Genomic DNA, 19,009 nt, shown 5'->3' with positions numbered 1-19,009 from the left:
CAGGATTAGGGGGAAACAAAAATGGATGCAGCTTTAAAATTAGAAAAAGCTGGAGAACAACAATCACCAAAAAAACATCCACCAGGATTATATTTGTTGTTCTTAACAGAAATGTGGGAAAGATTTAGTTATTATGGAATGCGTGGCCTTTTAGTTCTTTATTTAACAACAGCTGCCGTTAGTGGCGGATTAGGATTTGATAAGGCATTCGCAGTGCAATTATATGGTACTTTTACAGCGGCAGTATATTTCATGCCAATTATAGGCGGATGGCTAACTGATCATTATATTACGAGACGTCATGCCATTACTCTCGGCGGAATTATTATGGCGATTGGTAACTTTGTACTATTCTCCATGAATACAAAAACAGGACTATTCCTTGGATTAGTACTATTAGTTATTGGTAATGGATTCTTCAAACCAAATATTTCTACACTGTTAGGTGAATTGTATAACGAAAATGATTCACGTCGTGACAGTGCGTTTACTATCTTCTATATGGGTATTAACGTAGGTGCTTTCTTCGCTCCACTTATTTGTGGATTTTTAGCAGAAGATTTCTTTAAAACAAGCGTTGATGGCGTTATGGTTATGGGATATAAATACGGATTCTTAGCAGCTTGTATCGGTATGATTATTGGACAAATTGTTTTCAACTTATTAGCCCCTCGCTACCTTGGTACAGCAGGAACAACAGTTGTTGGTAAAAAAACAAAAAATCAACCTGCAATCGAAAAGAAACCTTTAACAAAACAAGAAAAAAATCGCACTTGGGCAATTGTAATTTTAACTTGTTTCGTAGTATTCTTCTGGGCAGGCTTTGAACAAGCTGGTAGTTCTTTAACACTTTATACAGATAAATTTGTTGATCGTACAATTTTTGGATGGGAAGTTCCAACATCTTGGTTCCAATCCGTTAATCCAGCGTTCATCGTACTACTTGCACCATTCGTATCTATGCTATGGTTAAAACTTTCTAAATCAAAGCGTGGCGATTTAAAAATACCAACAAAAATGGCATTTGGTATGATTTTACTAGGTATAGGTTACCTTGTTTTAACATTAGCGGTTCTAAAAACTGGAAGTAGCGAAGCTGATATAACTGTTAAAGCAAACTTATTATTCATCGTTATCACTTATATGTTCCATACAATTGGCGAACTATTCTTATCACCAATCGGTCTATCAATGGTAAGTGCAATTGCACCTGTTAAATTAGCATCATTACTAATGGGTGTATGGTTAGCTGGTTCAGGTATGGCTAACTGGTTAGCTGGTAAACTTGCTTCCTTTACACAATCATTAGGCTATCTTGAAGTATTTGCAAGTATCGGTATTATCGTTATCGTCCTAGGATTTGTACTTCTTCTCTGCTCTAAAAAAGTTGCAAGTATGATGGAATAACACACAAAAAGACGCTTCTAAAATTAGAAGCGTCTTTTCTATTACTTCTCCTCTAAAGCCGTCACGTTCACGTGAACGCTTTCTCCAGGATTAGATACATCATACACTTGAGCAACTCCACTCTGCTCGTCACAGCTCTCAATCCATACTGGTACGCCCTCATATGTAACGTCAACTCTACTTGAAGAAGATAAGATTTGTTTCACACGTTTTACATCCATACTACTATCCCTCCTTTTACTTACTACACTCCTTCCTATCTTTTCTTTTCCCTTTAGAATATATTCCATATAACAACATGTTAATTGATAGCCTTTTCTTCCTTACATGCTAACATCTACTCTCATATCACCTTTCTGACAAATAAAAAAAGACGTATATCTCACACGTCCTTTTCCATAATATTCAAATTTTAAGAAAATAATGTTTTCACTACTTCACTTACTTTATCATTATGAATTTGATAATACACTTCTAATCCTCGTCTTTCAAAGCGCACTACTTTATTTTGTTTTAATTTCGTTAAATGTTGCGAAACTGTTGATTGCGGAATTTCTAACACTTCCTGTAATTGTGTTACATTACAAGTTCCACGTTGCATTAGTTCCATTACTAGACGTAGACGCAATGGATGCGCCAACGCTCTTAGCATTTGTACATCTTCTTCTGAAATACGACATTCGAATTGATTTTGGCTCATAAAGTTCCCCTCATTTTCGTTTTTATTTTCTTTTTATTTATTTATATATCTGTTCTTATATTTCCTGTTACGACATAACTTTATCAACTTATAAAGCCGAAATTTTTTTCCATCTTAACCAGCAAAGAACTCAGGAAAAAATCCCTGCTGATTTTGAATATTATACTATATGATATAACGAAAAAGCAAAACAACGGGCTGCAAATACTTTGCTTGCAAACGTTGTTTTATCAGGCTTTTTGTTATATTTTCACCTCATTGCAACGTGCAGTAATGATATTGTAAAATACCGTCTATAATTGATAACCTATCGTAACGTATTTGGGTTATATTTAACCTCTTTGTTACGCTAAAAGGAATTTTCAGTAAAAAGAGCTAATGTAATATTAAAAATTGACTTATTGTTTTTTTAATTAGTATTGTAATCATTTGGACTGTTATTCGAGACTTCTTATTAAATATACATGATTCCCCTTTCCAACTAGATCAAATGGAATAAGCATGTCACGCCTATCAAATCTTAAGTATTCCAACACCCTATATACTCAATACCAAGGCATCAGCTAATGAAAAAGAATATGTAAATAATTTATACAAAGCACTCAAATACACTTGAGTGCGCTTTTTGTCTACTTTATGAACAAAGTATTTCTTTTAACACTATTATGGAATAATTATACTTTTTTACGTTGACAATAGTGTTGAAGGAGAATATACTAAGCATGTAAGTTGATTGTGAATAGTTTCACAAATAATGTGAATTTCTTCACATAAAATAGATAGGAGTTGTCATTATTATGAGTACTTGGACACAAATTTATGACCCATTAAACAATATTTGGTTATCTGCTCTAATCGCAGCACTTCCAATTTTTTGCTTCATTATTTGTTTAGTGGGATTCAAAATGAAAGGTTACATGGCTGGTCTTTACAGTGTAATTGTTGCTATTATTCTTGCTATATTTGTTTATAAAATGCCTACAACTGCAGCAGTAGCATCTGCCGGATTTGGTGTTTTATCTGGATTTTATCCAATTTGTACTATCGTTATCGCAGCTATCTTCCTTTACAAATTAACTGTTAAAACAGAACAATTCAATGTCATTCGTGATAGTATTTCAAGTATTACAAATGATCAACGTTTACAAGTATTATTAATCGCTTATTCTTTCGGCGCTTTCTTAGAAGGCGCAGCTGGTTTCGGTGTTCCGGTTGCTATTACAGCTGCATTACTTGTAGGTATGGGCTTTAATCCATTAAAAGCAGCGGGTATTTGCTTAGTAGCTAATATCGCTGGTGGTGCTATGGGGGCTATGGGTATTCCAGTTACAGTACCTGCACAATTAACTGGAATAGATGCATTAACTGTCGGTCGTCAAGCAGTTTACATTTTGCCATTCATTAGCATTGTTTTACCGTTCTTACTTGTTTCAATGGTAGATGGATTTAAAGGCATTAAAGAAACTTGGCAAGGTATTCTTGTAAGTGGTGTTTCTTTCGCAATTACTCAGTTCGTTGTAACTTACTTCTTAGGTGCAGAACTTACTAATATTTTCGCAGCAGTCGTAAGTATGGTCGCTCTTGCATTATTCTTACGTGTTTGGCAACCAAAATCTTCTGCTAAAGAAGAAAAACAAGAAGAAAAAGAATCTCATACATTCAATCAAATTTTATATGCTTGGTCTCCATTCGTATTCTTAACTGCATTTGTAACAATCTTTAATTTAAAACCAATTAAAGCTTTATTTGCTCCGGATGGTCCATTAGCAAACTTAGTATTTAACATTCAATTCCCTGGTCTTCATAATCAAGTTATTAAAACTGCACCAATCACAAAAGCTGATACACCTTTCGCAGCTGTTTTCAAATTTGATGTATTCTCATCTACAACTACTGCGATTGTATTAGCAATTATCGTTTCACTTATCGTCTACCGTGTAAACGGCAAAATGATTAAAGAATTAATGATTGAAACAATAAAAGAATTAAAGGTTCCAGTATATACAATTTGTAGCGTTATCGCTTTAGCTTACGTAGAGAACTACTCTGGTATGTCATCTACACTTGGACTTGCATTCTCTTCTACTGGAAATGCATTCCCTATTCTTTCTCCAATCTTAGGATGGATTGGCGTATTCATTACTGGTTCAGTAGTATCTAGTGGTTCACTATTCGCACCACTTCAAGCAGTAACTGCCGATCAATTAAACATCGTACCATCTACTCTCGTTTCATTAAACGTAGTTGGTGGCACAATAGCAAAAATGGTTTCACCACAATCTGTAGCAGTTGCTTGTGCGGCAGTTGGACTAGTTGGTAAAGAATCGGTTCTATTTAAAACAGTGATGAAATATAGTTTAATCTTCTTAGCTATTATTAGCTTACTTCAATTAAATGCTGTATTTAATATCTTTTAAACATAAAACACCGATCCAAATGGATCGGTGTTTTTTCACATTACATCTTCTTATTCTTTAGTAAAGAAGCTCCAGCAATTTCAGGATGCGTCATTTCGAATGGATCTAAAATAATATCCAATTCTCCTTCTGTTAGTACACCATGCTCTAAACATAGCTCCCTAACAGATTTTCCTGTTTCAATCGCTTCACGTGCAATACGCGACGCTGCTTCATAACCAATATGAGGGTTAACTGCTGTAATAATTCCAACACTTTTCTCAACATATTGTTTCAGCAATTCTTCATTTGCTGTAATCCCTTTAATACAATATTCACGGAATACACGGAATCCGTTATTCATAATACTAATAGATTGAATTAAATTAAATACGAGCACAGGCTCCATTACGTTTAACTCTAATTGTCCTGCTTCTGACGCTAAGCAAATTGTATGATCATTACCAATTACTTGGAAAGCAACTTGATTAATTACTTCTGCCATAACAGGATTTACTTTCCCCGGCATAATAGATGAACCTGGTTGACGAGCTGGTAATTGAATTTCTGCTAATCCAACACGTGGACCAGATGCCATAATACGAAGGTCATTCGCAATTTTAGACATATTCATCATACACACTTTTAATGCTGCAGATACTTCTGTGTATGCATCTGTATTTTGCGTTGCATCAACTAAATGCTCTGCACCAACAAGTGGGAATCCGCTAAATGTTCGCAAGTGTTTAACCACTTGTTCAATGTAGGTAGGGTTTGCATTTAATCCCGTACCAACAGCTGTCGCCCCCATATTTACTTCATATAAATGTTGGCGAGACTGTTTGATTCTTTTTATATCACGCGCAAGCACTCGGCTATACGCTTCAAATTCTTGACCAAGACGAATCGGCACAGCATCTTGTAAATGTGTACGTCCCATTTTAATGACGTGATCGAACTCTTTTGCTTTTGCACGGAAAGCAGAATGAAGTTCTTCCATTGTAATAAGAAGTTCTTCTAACATCATAAGAGTTGCGATATGAATTCCTGTTGGAAATGCATCATTCGTTGATTGAGCCATGTTCACATGCGTGTTTGGGCTAATTTTCGCATACTCGCCTTTTTCATGCCCCATACGTTCTAACGCTCGATTAGCGATTACTTCATTTGTATTCATATTAATAGAAGTTCCAGCACCGCCTTGGATTGGATCTACAATAAATTGATCATGAAATTTTCCATCAACAATTTCTTGCGCTGCCTCCGCAATTTCATGTCCAATGTCCTTCGCTAAGTAACCAGTATCTATATTTGCAAGTGCCGCCGCTTTTTTCACAATTGCCATTGCCGTAATAAGTGACGGATGAATACGATATCCTGTGATTGGGAAGTTCTCTACAGCACGTAATGTTTGTACACCGTAATAAGCTACACTTGGTACTTCTTTTTCACCTAAAAAATCTTTTTCTATACGTATATCCTTCGTTGCTATCATTTTCATCACCTATACTTTTCATTCTAAATCCCTATCTAAAAAATTCGCCCTCTAAAAATACGAGTATCGTTCAGAAGAATTTTTCAGTATCCACCTTCACTATATAGCACCTTTTTTGAAAGCGCAAACATTTATTTTTCTATATATTTCTTTTATAGAAAATCATTCTTCTACCTTCTTTATTTCCACCCGTTTAATTTGATGCATATCTTTTTCCAGAACTTTAAAAGAAAAGCCGTGTTTTTCAATAATATCTCCTTCAGCAACGATTTGCCTTTGTACCATAATCCAGCCACCAATTGTATCTACATCATCAGCGATTAAGTGAATGCCAAATAAATCATTCACTTCACTAATAAGCACTTTTCCTTCTACAATTTTACACCCTTCACTTATATGCTCTATAGGCGGGTGTTCATCTTCATCATATTCATCTCGAATTTCTCCAACAATTTCTTCTAAAATATCTTCCAATGTAACAATCCCAGCTGTACCTCCATATTCATCATACAACACAGCTAATGGAATGTGTTTTCTTTGCATTTGTAATAGTAGATCATGAATTGGAATATTTTCTAGCACTTCAATAACTGGCCTTGTATATGGCATAATCGAGCACTCCTCGTCCCGATTACCATCCATATAACGAATAAATAAATCCTTTACATTAACCATTCCAATGATTTCATCTTTATCTTCACCAAATACAGGATACCTCGTATATTTTTCTTGTGCGATTATTTTAATATGTGTTTCAAATGATTCATCCTCATATAAACCTACAACTTCCGTACGAGGTACCATAATTTCCTTTGCGACTCTATTATCAAATTCAAAAATATTATTTACATATTTAAATTCCCTTTGATTAATCTCTCCGCTCTCATAACTCTCTGATAGGATTAATCGTAATTCTTCCTCCGAATGAGCTACTTCATGTTCAGAAGCCGGATGTAAGCCGAATAATCCTGTTACAAGCCTTGCAGAACCATTTAAAGCCCAAATAAACGGATACATTACTCGATAAAAGTAAATAAGTGGCTTCGATAATAATAAGCTGACTTGTTCCGCTCTTTGTATAGCAAACGTCTTCGGAGCAAGTTCACCAATGACAACATGTAAGAACGTAATAACTGCAAATGCAATAATAAACGAAACTGTACTTGCAATTGCGGGAGATAAATGTAGTTTTAAAAACAACGGCTCGAGTAAATGTTTTATAGTCGGCTCACCTAACCACCCAAGCCCTAAAGCAGTAATTGTAATACCTAGCTGACATGCTGATAAATACTCATCTAAATTCGAGGTTACTTTTTTAGCTGCCAATGCTCCTCGTCGCTTTTCACTAACGAGTTGATCAATACGACTGCTACGCACCTTAATAATCGCGAACTCAACAGCTACAAAAAAACCTGTTAATGCAATAAGGATAACTACCATCAGTAATTTTAAAATATCCACATATATCCTTTAGCTTTCTTAGCTAAAGTTACACCTCCTTTAAAAAAGAAGTTTCACTTTAGTTTCTTCATTTACTCAAAAGCAACCCTATATAAAATTCACCAATTTCAAACCTCATACAATTCTAGAGGTAGACCGTCGGGGTCTTTGAAAAAGACGAATTTTTTTCCGGTTATCTCATCAATACGTATTGCCTCAGTTTCAACACCACATTGACTTAAATGTTGTACAGCCTCTCCTATATTTGTAACAGCAAATGCTAAATGTCTAAGTCCAGCCGCTTCTGGAAAACTTGGGCGATTAGGAGGGCTTGGAAATGAAAATAATTCAATTTGATACTCTTGTCCTACACATAAATCTAACTTATAAGAATCTCGTTCCTTTCTATATACTTCATTTATCACTTTAAAACCTAATATCCTAGTATAAAAATCCTTTGACACTTTATAATTCGAACAAATAATTGCAACGTGATGCACTCTACTTATATTCATACTCTCTATTCCTTTCTTTACCAAAGATGCATATTCTCCCTTGAAATGAAAAACATATATAGCAGAATATCTCTTTTAGGGGGCTTACTATGAAATTTATTACTTTTTTCGTGGGACTTATCGTTGTTTTCTTCCTTGCTTATATCGCTAGTAACAATAAGAAACATATTAAATTCAAACCAATTTTCATCATGCTTATTATCCAGTTGATTTTAACCTATTTATTATTAAATACAGAAATCGGTCTCATACTTATTCGAGTCATTTCCAATCTGTTCACAAAGTTACTCGAATATGCTGCTGATGGTATAAACTTCGTATTTGGCGGTCTTGCGAATAAAGGTGAAATGTCATTTTTCCTTACTGTTTTATTACCAATCGTCTTCATTTCCGTCTTAATTGGTATACTACAACATTTCAAAATACTACCATTTTTTATTCATTGGATCGGTTACTTCCTTAGCAAAATAAATGGTCTTGGGAAGTTAGAATCTTATAACGCTATCGCGTCTGCCATTGTCGGCCAATCAGAAGTTTTTATTACGGTAAAAAAACAATTAGCTCAAATCCCAAAACACCGTCTTTATACACTTTGCGCATCTGCCATGTCAACCGTATCTATGTCTATCGTAGGTGCCTATATGACAATGATTGAACCTAAATATGTAGTAACCGCACTCGTTCTCAATTTATTTAGTGGATTCATTATCGTACTCATCATTAACCCTTACGATGTGAAAGATGAAGAAGATATTTTAGAAATTAAAGGCGAAAAGCAAAGCTTTTTTGAAATGCTTGGAGAATACATTCTAGATGGCTTTCGCGTAGCTATCGTTGTTGGCGCTATGCTTATTGGATTTGTCGCATTAATGAGCTGCATTAATGATCTATTCCTCATTATATTCGGCATTACTTTCCAGCAATTAATCGGCTACGTCTTTGCACCAATTGCGTTTCTTATCGGTGTACCAAGTTCTGAAATTGTCGCAGCTGGTAGCATTATGGCAACAAAGCTTGTAACAAATGAATTTGTAGCGATGATGGACCTTAGTAAAATTTCTAATAGCCTTTCTCCCCGTACCATTGGTATTATTTCTGTTTTCCTCGTTTCTTTTGCCAACTTTTCTTCTATCGGTATTATTTCAGGAGCGGTAAAAGGATTAAACGAAGAACAAGGAAACGTTGTTGCCAGATTTGGTCTTAAATTACTATATGGAGCTACTCTCGTTAGCATTTTATCGGCAATTATCGTAAGCATTATGTTGTAATTAGGTAAAATTTTATCATTTTCTTATCCCTATCTTTTGTATACAATAACGAATAGGTGTCTTATAAAGTGAAACTTTAATCAGAGTGGGGCTATCCCCACTCTGATTATTAGTTGAACCAATCGGGTATTTACGGGCAGTTATCTCCCACCTAACTTCATTGTATTCACTGGACTTTGAGGTGGGAGTTTTACTGCCCGTTAATACGGGATAAATAATCAAGACATCTATTTTTTATACATGTACAATCGCTTTTATTTAGCGTACAATATTTTTTATGTGTTTGAATACGCTTCTAGATGTATACACTTTGATAGTTTTAAAGGAGAAAAAATGATGAAATCCGATACGAACAAAGATACTCGAGCCAAAAAAGGACGCTCAAAGAAAAAACGCCTACTTTGGTTCCTTCTTATTCCATTACTGATTATAGCACTTGGAGCAGGAGGATATTCCTTCCATATATACAGTAAAGCAAAATCAATTTTAAGTAATGCCTATTCTGAACTTGGTCGCGGAGATAAATCCAGCAAACGTGAAAAAGCCGTTAAACCTATGACTGACAACATTTCCGTACTTATTATGGGTGTTGATGAAAGTGATATTAGGGACAAGAATTATGGGAAAGCAACTCGTACAGATGCACTATTACTTGCAACAATTAATAAAAACGATAAATCTGTTAAACTTGTCAGTATTCCACGTGACTCACGTGTCTATATTAAATCACGTGATAAATACGATAAAATTACACATGCGCACGTATTCGGTGGTGTGGACAGCACCATTGATACGGTAGAGAAATTTTTGGATGTTCCAGTTGACTACTATGTAAAATTCAACTTTAAATCCTTTATTAAAATTGTCGATTCCCTTGGTGGTATTACTGTCGATGTTCCGGTTGAGTTCACAGAACAAAACAGCAAAGACGAACCAGATGCAATTCATCTGAAAAAAGGACGCCAACATTTAAATGGAGAAGAGGCGTTAGCACTAGCTAGAACTCGTCATATCGATAGTGATTATATGCGCGGGCAACGACAACAGCTTGTTCTAGAAGCTATTGCTGAAAAAGCACTATCTCTTAATTCCATTAATAAAATTGGTGGCCTATTAGATGCTGTCGATAAAGACTTAAAAACCAATTTAACTTTTGATGATATGATGACAATTGCCAAAAACTCAATGGATTCCAATTTAAAGATGGACAAAATGCAAGTAGACGGCACTGATAAATATATAAATGGTATTTATTATTACGTTCCAAATGAAACAAGCGTCAATAATATTTCGACGACATTACAAGAACATCTCGGTGTCACGAATAAAAATGAACATAAAAAATTATAATAAAAAGGCTGCTAGATCTTTCTAGACAGCCTTTTTATTATAATTCCCAACATATTTCTCGTACATATTGTGACAAAAAGAGACAATTATTACACCAATGTAACATTTTTTATAAAAACATTACACGCATAGTGGAAATAATAGTATACTAGTACGTACATACTGTTATTTTCATCATTTTTATACAAAAAATGTAATACATATATTTATACAAAAATTTCTGGGGGGAAATAGATGAAGCTAAGTAAAATACTGATCGGTTCTGCAATTGCTGGGGGCATATTACTTTGTGTTGGCGGTGTTGGCGGATATCAATATGTATCCAAACTAAATAATCAATTAGATACTACTGCATTACCAAATACTACATTTGAAGGTATTTCTCTCGACGGAAAAAATAAAAAAGATATTCAAGCCATTATTAATCAAAAGATAACTGAGTTAGATCAAAAATCACTTACTTACATATTCCAAAATGATAAACAAACTTACACATGGAAAGATTTAGGGGTAAATTATAAAGAAAAAGATATTATCGACAAAATCTTTAAAGAACAAGAAGGAAACGCAATGAATCGTTACAAAATGCGGAAGCAAGCTGAAGACGGTGAATTAAAACGCGACTATAAATTAACACCTCAAGTAAATACAACTGCTTATGAAAGCTTTATGAAGGATAAATATAATGAAATATTAAAAAATCCTGTTAATGCAGAATTAAGTATTGAAGGCACTAAAGTAAATATTAGCCAAAGTCAAAATGGAGAAAAAATCGATAAAGGCAAGTTAACTGATTTAACGCAACAAGCCATTACTTCTGGCACATCCGACGTTACGTTACCAGTTACACTATTAAAACCTGAACGTTCTACAGAAGATATACAGAAAATGGGGATTAAAGAAGTAATCGCTGAATATTCGACTCCAATGGCTGGTCGTAATGGGAATCAATCCTTTAATGTAAATAAGTCAGCTAATACTTTAAGTGGCGTTATTGTCGCACCTGATGAAACATTTAGTTTTAATGGCCGCGTTGGCGTAACGGATGCTGCACATGGTTATAAATCCGCAGCCGTATATTCACAAGGTAAGGTTATACAAAGTGCAGGCGGAGGCGTTTGCCAAGTTAGTAGTACTTTATATAGCGCCGCTTTAAGGGCAGATTTAGGAATTGTTTCTCGAAGTAATCATTCTATGCCCGTAAATTATTTACCACTTGGGCAAGATGCAGCAGTAGCAGATTATGGTCCAGATTTAAAATTTAAAAACAATACAGGCAATCATATTTATATTCAAGCATTTTCAAATGGAGGTAGTATTACTACACGTATTTTCGGTACAAATACTGGTAAAAATGTTGAAGTTTCTTCTCAAGTAGTTAGTAGGACTGGTGATAAAATAACAGCAGTTACGTATAAAAAAGTAACACAAAACGGTGAAGTAGTATCTAATGGACAAATTTCAAAAAGCGTATATAAAAGCGCTCCAACACAATGATGTACTATTAAACCAACAAAAAAGGCGTGATCTACTCACGCCTTTTTTTGTTGCAATAATACTAAAAAGGTTGCAAGATGGTCTTTCGTTTCTTCTAAAGACCACATACGATTTCCTTGCTTTGCAGCTAATACGCACGCTTTTTCCCAAGCATCCTTTTTCTTCATATATAATAATTCATCGCGTAATTTCAAAACAATTTCTTCATCTTCTTGCTCTATAAATTCTTCCATCACGCCTACTATTTCATCTTCATGGATACTTAACGTACAGTACGATTTGAGAAAATATTGTAATGTCGTATACATATTTACTCCCCCTTCTTATTTATCAGATGGATAAGAAGTAATGATCTTATACCCTAAATCTCCTGACTTATCTCTCGCTAAAACAGTAACAGTTTTTACTAACTTGTCTTTTACATTCATATTTTTCTTTATTACCGTTTTTCCAACCGGGAATGAATGCGTTGTATTTAATACGAGACGAGCCTCTTTAGAATTTTTTAACCAATCTTGAATTTCCTTATCATGCTGCTTCAAACTATCTTTTACAGCTTTCGTCGCTGTTTCCTTATCATAGTATGTACTTGCCGCTGATACTTTATCTGTCTTCAAGCGATTCTTTAAATCTTCTTCTGATTTTCCTACATGTCTTTCAATCGTATGACCATTTTTAGGCGGCCCTTCCATTTCATCTAAAATATTATCACTAATTTTTTCTACTGATGTCGATTGATTCCCTGTTGGTTTCTCTGTTTTTTGTTCTTTTCCTGCACATCCACTTAAGATCAGCATTAATGCCAATAAACTACTCAAGAAAAGACTACTTATTCGTTTCATCATATCACCTCTTTCATGATTATTATCGCAACTTCACTAAAAGTCAATTTCACTCCGAAAAAACATATACATTTTTTAAATTTCTCATCTATTTTGCTATATTATCACCCTAGTTTCATTAAATCACTATTTTCGCCCTTTCTATAAATATACCCCCATGTTTTTCAAATTATTTCCCGTATTAAATCATCGCTAAAATAACCAAATAAACCCTTTAAAAACAGGGTTTATTTGGTTATTTTCAAACAAGTTAAATATACCCCCTATTTTATATACCTAATACCCTTATAAGGTATATCAATGGTGTTTTATCAACGTTTTTCTACATTATGTAAATTTCCACTTGCCTACACAATGGAAATATGGTGTAATGCAAAAAAAGATAAAGGATTTTAAATAATGGCTGAAACAATTCAAAACTTCTTAACAGACTATTATTCAATTGCAATTCCACTTAGTATTTTAATTAACATCGTTATTAGCCTTTTAGGTGTTATCCCTAGTATTTTTTTGACTGCTATTAACATCCAGCTCTTTGGTGTAACAAACGGAACCATTATTTCGATCGCAGGTGAGGCATTAGGGGCTATTATCTCGTTTTATATTTATCGTATAGGCCTTCAAAAGTTCACTCACGATAAAGTAAATAAGTACCCAAAGGTAGAGCGTCTTCTTTATGTACAAGGCAAAGAGGCTTTTCTACTCGTCCTATCGTTCCGGTTCATTCCTTTCATTCCATCCAGTATCGTGACTTTATTTGCAGCTCTAGGCAAAATGTCACTACTATCCTTCAGTATTGCCAGTACAATAGGTAAAATACCGGCTTTGCTAATCGAAGTATATTCTGCCTATCATGTTATGAACGGAACAAATGAAGCGAAGTGGATTGTAACAATTGCAGGCGCTATTGGATTGTTTTATTTGTGGAAAAAATGGAGAAAAAAATAAAGAAGGAGCATAGGCTCCTTCTTTATTTTTGAGGTATTTTATTAATAATACTCTCTTAAATCCTCTTAGTTTATACCAACCGCACTAAACGATTGCTTAACTGCTGCTACTTCCGCAGAAGTCGCACCATATAAATCAGCTGCGGCTTGTACTGCACCAGCACGAGCTTGGCTAAATGTAGTAGATTGCGTGAAATATTGTGTGTTTGCACGGTAATAAATTGCACCTAACTTATCTTTACCGATACCAGTTACAGTTACACCGTAATGCGTACCACCATTCGCTAATAAATAAGCTTGTTTATTAATAATACCACTGTTTGTATGAACCCCACCGTTATCACTTGAACCAGTGTAACGCTTAGAATAATGGTCTGGATCACCATATTTCGCTGGATCACTCATAGAACGAAGTGCATCTCCTGCTTTACCAGGCGTGTAAATATCTTCACCAATCTCCCAATCTGGGTTACGGTTATCATAGAATTCTACTAAAGTACCAAAAATATCAGAAATCGCTTCATTTAATGCGCCTGATTCATTTTGATAAATTAAATTCGAGCTATTTTCCGTAACAGCATGCGTTAATTCGTGACCAATTACATCAATACCACCCGATAAAGAAGTGAACGTTACACCATCACCATCTCCGTATACCATTTGTGATCCGTTCCAGAATGCATTATTATAATTGCTTCCGTAATGGACTGTTGATTTTAACGGTGCTCCTGCATCATTAATAGAGTTTCTATTAAATGTAGCTTTATAATAATCATATGTTTTACCTGCATAGTAATGAGCATCTACTGCCGCTGCATCATACGCTGCATTGAAAACATTATCTGCATCTGCCCATAATGTTCCTGGTAATGTCGAGCGGTTTTTCGCATCATATGTGAAAATTGTTGCTCCGCGTGTATTATCTTGTAAGTAGTAAGATGATCCAGATAACGTTGTATTAAGCGACTTCGTATCTCCTAATACACCTTTACCAGTTCCTACTTTATTTGTTCCTGTTACAGGCTTTACAACTGCTTTTGCATCTTGCTTAGGAGCCTCTTGTTTGACTGGTGACTTATCATCATTCGTCACATGATCGATTGTATTAAATTTATTTAATACTTTACCGCTTTCTGCTTCAATGAAATAGTAGTAGTTTCCTGGGCTTGGATCTAAGAAGTTTAAATTTACAACGTATGCATATGTTGTTTCCTCACCGTTTTGATATACATATAAATCCGCTTTTGGTTCTACCTCATATTTAGGTGTAACCCCTAAATCTTTTTGCGCAATTTCAATCGCTTTTGCGCCTTCGATCTTATTTTTATTTTTTAACTTTTCTTTTTTGTCTAAATCAGGTGCAACTGTTCCAGACAATACTTTTAAAGAACCATCTTTACTTACGTGAGCTACTTGCGTAGAACCCCATACAGGTACTCCTTCGTATACTTGTTGCAAACGTAATACTGTTGAATCAGTTACAGCATCTTTCTTCACTTGTTTCACTTTGAAAGAATCTTGCGCACTCTTTTCCCCTAACTTATAATCACCTTTTGCTGCGTTTAAATAATCAAACACAACAGATTCTGCTTGCTTACCAGTTGCTCCAGTTAAATCCCCAGAAATAAACTCCGGTGACTGTACTGTCTCATTGTACTTCTTAGTAGAGAGCACATTTTTAGAATCTGCAAATGCAGAGCCTGTCCCTCCAAACGTTGTAACTGCCATTCCTGTCGCTAACACTAACGCTAAACTTTTCTTTTTCATGAACCTTCCCCCTAATAAATTATTTTTTTGAAAAAGAGTAGTTTCATATTAGCATTATGTTTCCACTATTAATATACTAAAAATTCAAATAATTTTTTTCTCAAGTTTTGTAGAATTTTGAGGAACAAATATTGAAAAACCCCTTTCCGATTGGAAAGGGGTTTTTCAATATTATAAATTTACTTCTTGCGATGTATTAGCATATAATGCATAAGTATCTGGTTTATTCGTATATTGTACTCCACCCACAATTGTGAGCACTACTGCCAATGTTAAAATTCCAGCTACTACTTTTTTCATTTTCCATCCTCCTTATGATCTTCTAACATTTCAATAACTAATTTATAATATTGATTACTTTGCTCAAATTTTAATGATTGAGAAAAATATTCTGCAAGTTCTATATATACTTTCTTTAATTCAATTTTATTTCCTGCTGATTTATAAAAAGGTATCGCTTCTAATTCTAAAAATTCTTTGTACTCTTTCGCTTCTTCAAAATACTTATGTTGAAGCATAAGAATCGAATACAATTTTGTATTAAAACGCTCTTCACGTTTAGCAGCAATAACACCTTTATTAATCCATCCTTTTGCTTCTTCAAATTGTTCTAATTTAATACACGATAGTGCCATTTCGTATAATGTATCTATATAATTTAAATCTACTTGTTTTTGAAGTTGTAAACTCTCTAAATAGTGTTCTTTTGCTTGCTGATATTTTTTCTTTTTGTAATATATATTGCCCATATTACTTAGAGTAATAGACATCAGAACATCTTTATCTGCAAAAGCCTCCGCTTCCCTCAATATATTCTCATACATTTTTAAAGCTTCTTCATATTGCCCTTGTTCTGCATAACTCAATGCAATGAGAATTTGACAATTTATCACATTTCGAAATTTATACTCATTCCTAAATGCCTCTAATGCGATATTTGCAAAATGTAAAGTAAGATGCTGAATTTCCAAGTGACTATAAGTAAGTGCAATATTATAATAAATTCCTGTCTCATGATATCCAAGTTCTTTAGCCATGATCTCTGTCTCAAGTAAATCCTCTAATCCTTTTTTCCACTTATATTGTAAACAGCATAATAACCCCTTACTATACGTATATAATAACTTCTGAAAAGGTGAAAATTTCTTATATGCCTTCTTAAGCTTCTCTAATTCTTCTGCGATTGCTGGTAAATCTCTTTTCATCAGTAAATAGCGTATATTAAGTAGTTTATAATAATTTATGATTTCAAAATCTAGAACACTTTGCATATCATCTTCCAATTCATTACGTATGCGTTCAATCTGCGCCTTATCCAAACGAATTAATGCATTTAGCCATTCATCCAACTTCCCCTTCACATCTTCTTCTACATCCCTCAAATCCGTCACGGCAATTTCTAATCTTGCGCAGAGCAATTGTAGAATTTCTTCTGATGCTTCGATCTTTCCATTTTCGATTTTACTTAAGTATGAGACAGAACAAATGCCCTGACATAATTCTTCTTGTGTCATTTTTTGCTGTAGCCGTTTGTAAAAGACTTGTTTGCCTATTTTTTCTAATGTTTGTTGCATTGTCCTCCTCCATTCTCATTACCCCCATTACTCTAATAATACATAAAATCTTGAGAAATATAAATTGATAAATGTTAATTTTCTAAAAAATATGCATTATTTCATTTTTTTCCCTCTTGACTCTACTTCCATATCCATTCTTTGCTACGAGCGGTGAAAAATTGGTATACTATAACCAAATTATGGAGGTGTTTTCGCGATGACTTATTATAAAGACGATAGCTATGCCTTACATACAGATTTATATCAAATTAATATGGCTTATACATATTGGAAAGATGGTATTCATAATCGCCGCTCGGTGTTTGATTTATACTTTCGAAAACTTCCATTTGAGAACGGTTACGCTGTTTTTGCTGGTCTTGAAAAAATTGTGGAGTACATAGAAAACTTCAGCTTTACCGAAAGCGATATCGCTTATTTAGCAGAGTTACAATTTGAAGAAGAATTTCTTCATTATTTACAAAATATGAAATTCACTGGGACAGTTCGAAGTATGCAAGAAGGTGAAGTTGTATTTAATAACGAGCCTTTATTACGTGTTGATGCACCACTCGGCGAAGCACAAATTATTGAAACTGCCCTATTAAACATTGTGAATTACCAAACATTAATTGCAACAAAAGCGGCTCGTATGAAGCACGCTGCAAATAATGATGAACTTTTAGAGTTTGGTACAAGACGTGCCCATGAGTTCGATGCCGCTCTTTGGGGCACACGTGCTGCATTTATTGGTGGTTTTTCATCTACAAGCAACGTACGAGCTGGGAAACGCTTCGGAATACCTGTAGCCGGTACACATGCTCACTCTTTCGTTCAAGCATATCGCGATGAATATGTTGCTTTCAAAAAATATGCTGAGACACATAAAAAGTGTGTGTTTCTTGTCGATACATACGACACTTTGAAATCTGGTGTTCCAAATGCAATTCGCGTTGCGAAGGAGTTTGGAGATCGTATCGATTTTTACGGAATTCGCCTTGATAGTGGGGATATGGCTTATTTATCTAAAAAAGCAAGAAAACTACTAGATGAAGCTGGGTTTACAAATACAAAAATTATTGCTTCTAGCGATTTAGATGAATACACAATTATGCACTTGAAATCTCAAGGAGCAAAAATTGATGTATGGGGCGTTGGAACAAAATTAATTACGTCCTTTGAGCAACCAGCGTTAGGGGCTGTTTATAAACTAGTTGCGATTGAAGATACTGATGGAAAATTAAATGATACAATTAAAATTTCATCTAACCCTGAAAAAATTACCACTCCAGGACTTAAGCGTATTTATCGCATTATCAATCGAGTGAACGATCATGCAGAAGGCGATTATATTGCGTTAGATTCTGAAGAACCTGGAAAAGAAGAACGCTTAAAAATGTTTCATCCTGTTCACACGTATATAAGTAAATTTGTAACAAACTTTGAAGCACGCGAACTGCATAAAGATATTTTCGTTAACGGTGAAAGAACATATGAATTACCTGGCATATTAGATATTCAAAAATATAATGAACAGAGTCTCGCACTATTTTGGGAAGAATATATGCGAACTTTAAATCCCGAAGAGTACCCTGTCGATTTAAGTCAAGAATGCTGGGATCATAAAATGAATTACATTCAAACTGTTCGAGAACAAGTTGAAAAAAATATACAAAAATAAAACAGAGAAGCTCCTCCTTCTCTGTTTTTTCAATGCTATATATCTTTGTGAAAAATATATTAAAATAATAAGACAAATATTTTTTATTTGTAAATTTAAATATTAAGTTATTTATTTATAAAATAATATTTGTTATTATTTTATTGAG

At 34.4% G+C, this 19,009-nt stretch carries 17 protein-coding genes; 7 read left to right on the top strand and 10 right to left on the bottom strand.

The features are described 5' to 3' along the window. Nucleotides 1-21 precede the first annotated feature (21 nt). On the top strand, nucleotides 22-1,407 hold the full coding sequence (locus ATN06_RS03200; RefSeq protein ID WP_000338332.1) for a peptide MFS transporter: 1,386 nt from the start codon (nucleotides 22-24) through the stop codon (nucleotides 1,405-1,407). 41 nt (nucleotides 1,408-1,448) lie between these two features. Here ATN06_RS03200 and ATN06_RS03195 read toward each other — a convergent pair whose 3' ends face one another. Together ATN06_RS03195 and ATN06_RS03190 are read right to left on the bottom strand one after the other, a co-directional pair. Then, the gene (locus ATN06_RS03195; RefSeq protein ID WP_060629508.1) at nucleotides 1,449-1,628 is read right to left on the bottom strand and encodes an acid-soluble spore protein H; all 180 of its coding nucleotides are present in this window, start codon (nucleotides 1,626-1,628) and stop codon (nucleotides 1,449-1,451) included. Between the two features lie 191 nt (nucleotides 1,629-1,819). Continuing rightward, nucleotides 1,820-2,107 (bottom strand): ArsR/SmtB family transcription factor, encoded by a 288-nt coding sequence (locus tag ATN06_RS03190; RefSeq protein ID WP_000081429.1) that lies wholly within the window; start codon nucleotides 2,105-2,107, stop codon nucleotides 1,820-1,822. Nucleotides 2,108-2,904: 797 nt separating this feature from the next. On the opposite strand from ATN06_RS03190, the gene ATN06_RS03185 reads away from it, so the two are divergent. Next, nucleotides 2,905-4,524, top strand: coding sequence for an L-lactate permease (locus tag ATN06_RS03185; RefSeq protein WP_060629507.1), 1,620 nt, complete (start codon nucleotides 2,905-2,907; stop codon nucleotides 4,522-4,524). 40 nt (nucleotides 4,525-4,564) lie between these two features. Here ATN06_RS03185 and aspA read toward each other — a convergent pair whose 3' ends face one another. The 3 genes from aspA to ATN06_RS03170 form a co-directional block, all read right to left on the bottom strand. Further along, the gene (gene aspA, locus ATN06_RS03180) at nucleotides 4,565-5,998 is read right to left on the bottom strand and encodes an aspartate ammonia-lyase (protein WP_060629506.1); all 1,434 of its coding nucleotides are present in this window, start codon (nucleotides 5,996-5,998) and stop codon (nucleotides 4,565-4,567) included. A gap of 162 nt (nucleotides 5,999-6,160) precedes the next feature. Continuing rightward, nucleotides 6,161-7,459 carry a hemolysin family protein gene (locus tag ATN06_RS03175; RefSeq protein ID WP_060629505.1) on the bottom strand — a complete coding sequence of 433 codons (1,299 nt, stop codon included), beginning with the start codon at nucleotides 7,457-7,459 and terminating at the stop codon, nucleotides 6,161-6,163. 107 nt (nucleotides 7,460-7,566) lie between these two features. After that, the gene (locus ATN06_RS03170) at nucleotides 7,567-7,953 is read right to left on the bottom strand and encodes an SMU1112c/YaeR family gloxylase I-like metalloprotein (protein ID WP_060633088.1); all 387 of its coding nucleotides are present in this window, start codon (nucleotides 7,951-7,953) and stop codon (nucleotides 7,567-7,569) included. An 89-nt stretch (nucleotides 7,954-8,042) separates the two neighbouring features. On the opposite strand from ATN06_RS03170, the gene ATN06_RS03165 reads away from it, so the two are divergent. From ATN06_RS03165 to ATN06_RS03155, 3 genes are all read left to right on the top strand, one after another. Next, entirely contained in the window at nucleotides 8,043-9,221 is a 1,179-nt protein-coding gene (locus tag ATN06_RS03165; RefSeq protein WP_060629504.1) for a NupC/NupG family nucleoside CNT transporter, read from the top strand. 333 nt (nucleotides 9,222-9,554) lie between these two features. Further along, nucleotides 9,555-10,571 (top strand): LCP family protein, encoded by a 1,017-nt coding sequence (locus ATN06_RS03160; RefSeq protein ID WP_060629503.1) that lies wholly within the window; start codon nucleotides 9,555-9,557, stop codon nucleotides 10,569-10,571. Between the two features lie 234 nt (nucleotides 10,572-10,805). Beyond that, nucleotides 10,806-12,068 (top strand): VanW family protein, encoded by a 1,263-nt coding sequence (locus tag ATN06_RS03155; protein WP_060629502.1) that lies wholly within the window; start codon nucleotides 10,806-10,808, stop codon nucleotides 12,066-12,068. A 35-nt stretch (nucleotides 12,069-12,103) separates the two neighbouring features. Here ATN06_RS03155 and ATN06_RS03150 read toward each other — a convergent pair whose 3' ends face one another. Together ATN06_RS03150 and ATN06_RS03145 are read right to left on the bottom strand one after the other, a co-directional pair. Next, on the bottom strand, nucleotides 12,104-12,376 hold the full coding sequence (locus tag ATN06_RS03150) for a hypothetical protein (RefSeq protein ID WP_060629501.1): 273 nt from the start codon (nucleotides 12,374-12,376) through the stop codon (nucleotides 12,104-12,106). A 15-nt stretch (nucleotides 12,377-12,391) separates the two neighbouring features. Next, nucleotides 12,392-12,910, bottom strand: coding sequence for an RNase A-like domain-containing lipoprotein (locus tag ATN06_RS03145; protein WP_060629500.1), 519 nt, complete (start codon nucleotides 12,908-12,910; stop codon nucleotides 12,392-12,394). Nucleotides 12,911-13,309: 399 nt separating this feature from the next. On the opposite strand from ATN06_RS03145, the gene ATN06_RS03140 reads away from it, so the two are divergent. Further along, on the top strand, nucleotides 13,310-13,858 hold the full coding sequence (locus tag ATN06_RS03140) for a TVP38/TMEM64 family protein (RefSeq protein ID WP_060629499.1): 549 nt from the start codon (nucleotides 13,310-13,312) through the stop codon (nucleotides 13,856-13,858). 65 nt (nucleotides 13,859-13,923) lie between these two features. Here ATN06_RS03140 and ATN06_RS03135 read toward each other — a convergent pair whose 3' ends face one another. From ATN06_RS03135 to ATN06_RS03130, 3 genes are all read right to left on the bottom strand, one after another. Continuing rightward, on the bottom strand, nucleotides 13,924-15,624 hold the full coding sequence (locus ATN06_RS03135) for a M4 family metallopeptidase (protein WP_060629498.1): 1,701 nt from the start codon (nucleotides 15,622-15,624) through the stop codon (nucleotides 13,924-13,926). 171 nt (nucleotides 15,625-15,795) lie between these two features. After that, nucleotides 15,796-15,924, bottom strand: a complete 129-nt coding sequence (locus ATN06_RS27960; protein ID WP_088116305.1) for an NprX family peptide pheromone — start codon at nucleotides 15,922-15,924, stop codon at nucleotides 15,796-15,798. After that, nucleotides 15,921-17,198 carry a helix-turn-helix domain-containing protein gene (locus tag ATN06_RS03130; RefSeq protein WP_060629497.1) on the bottom strand — a complete coding sequence of 426 codons (1,278 nt, stop codon included), beginning with the start codon at nucleotides 17,196-17,198 and terminating at the stop codon, nucleotides 15,921-15,923. Before ATN06_RS03130 ends, ATN06_RS27960 begins: the two co-directional genes overlap by 4 nt. 199 nt (nucleotides 17,199-17,397) lie before the next feature. On the opposite strand from ATN06_RS03130, the gene ATN06_RS03125 reads away from it, so the two are divergent. Next, complete coding sequence (locus ATN06_RS03125; protein WP_060629496.1) at nucleotides 17,398-18,861, top strand: nicotinate phosphoribosyltransferase; 1,464 nt, start codon at nucleotides 17,398-17,400, stop codon at nucleotides 18,859-18,861. The last annotated feature ends 148 nt before the right edge of the window (nucleotides 18,862-19,009 follow it).

It is taken from the genome of Bacillus thuringiensis, from assembly GCF_001455345.1.
Classification (GTDB): Bacteria; Bacillota; Bacilli; order Bacillales; family Bacillaceae_G; genus Bacillus_A; species Bacillus_A thuringiensis_N.
This window is presented reverse-complemented; position numbering and strand designations above follow the sequence as displayed.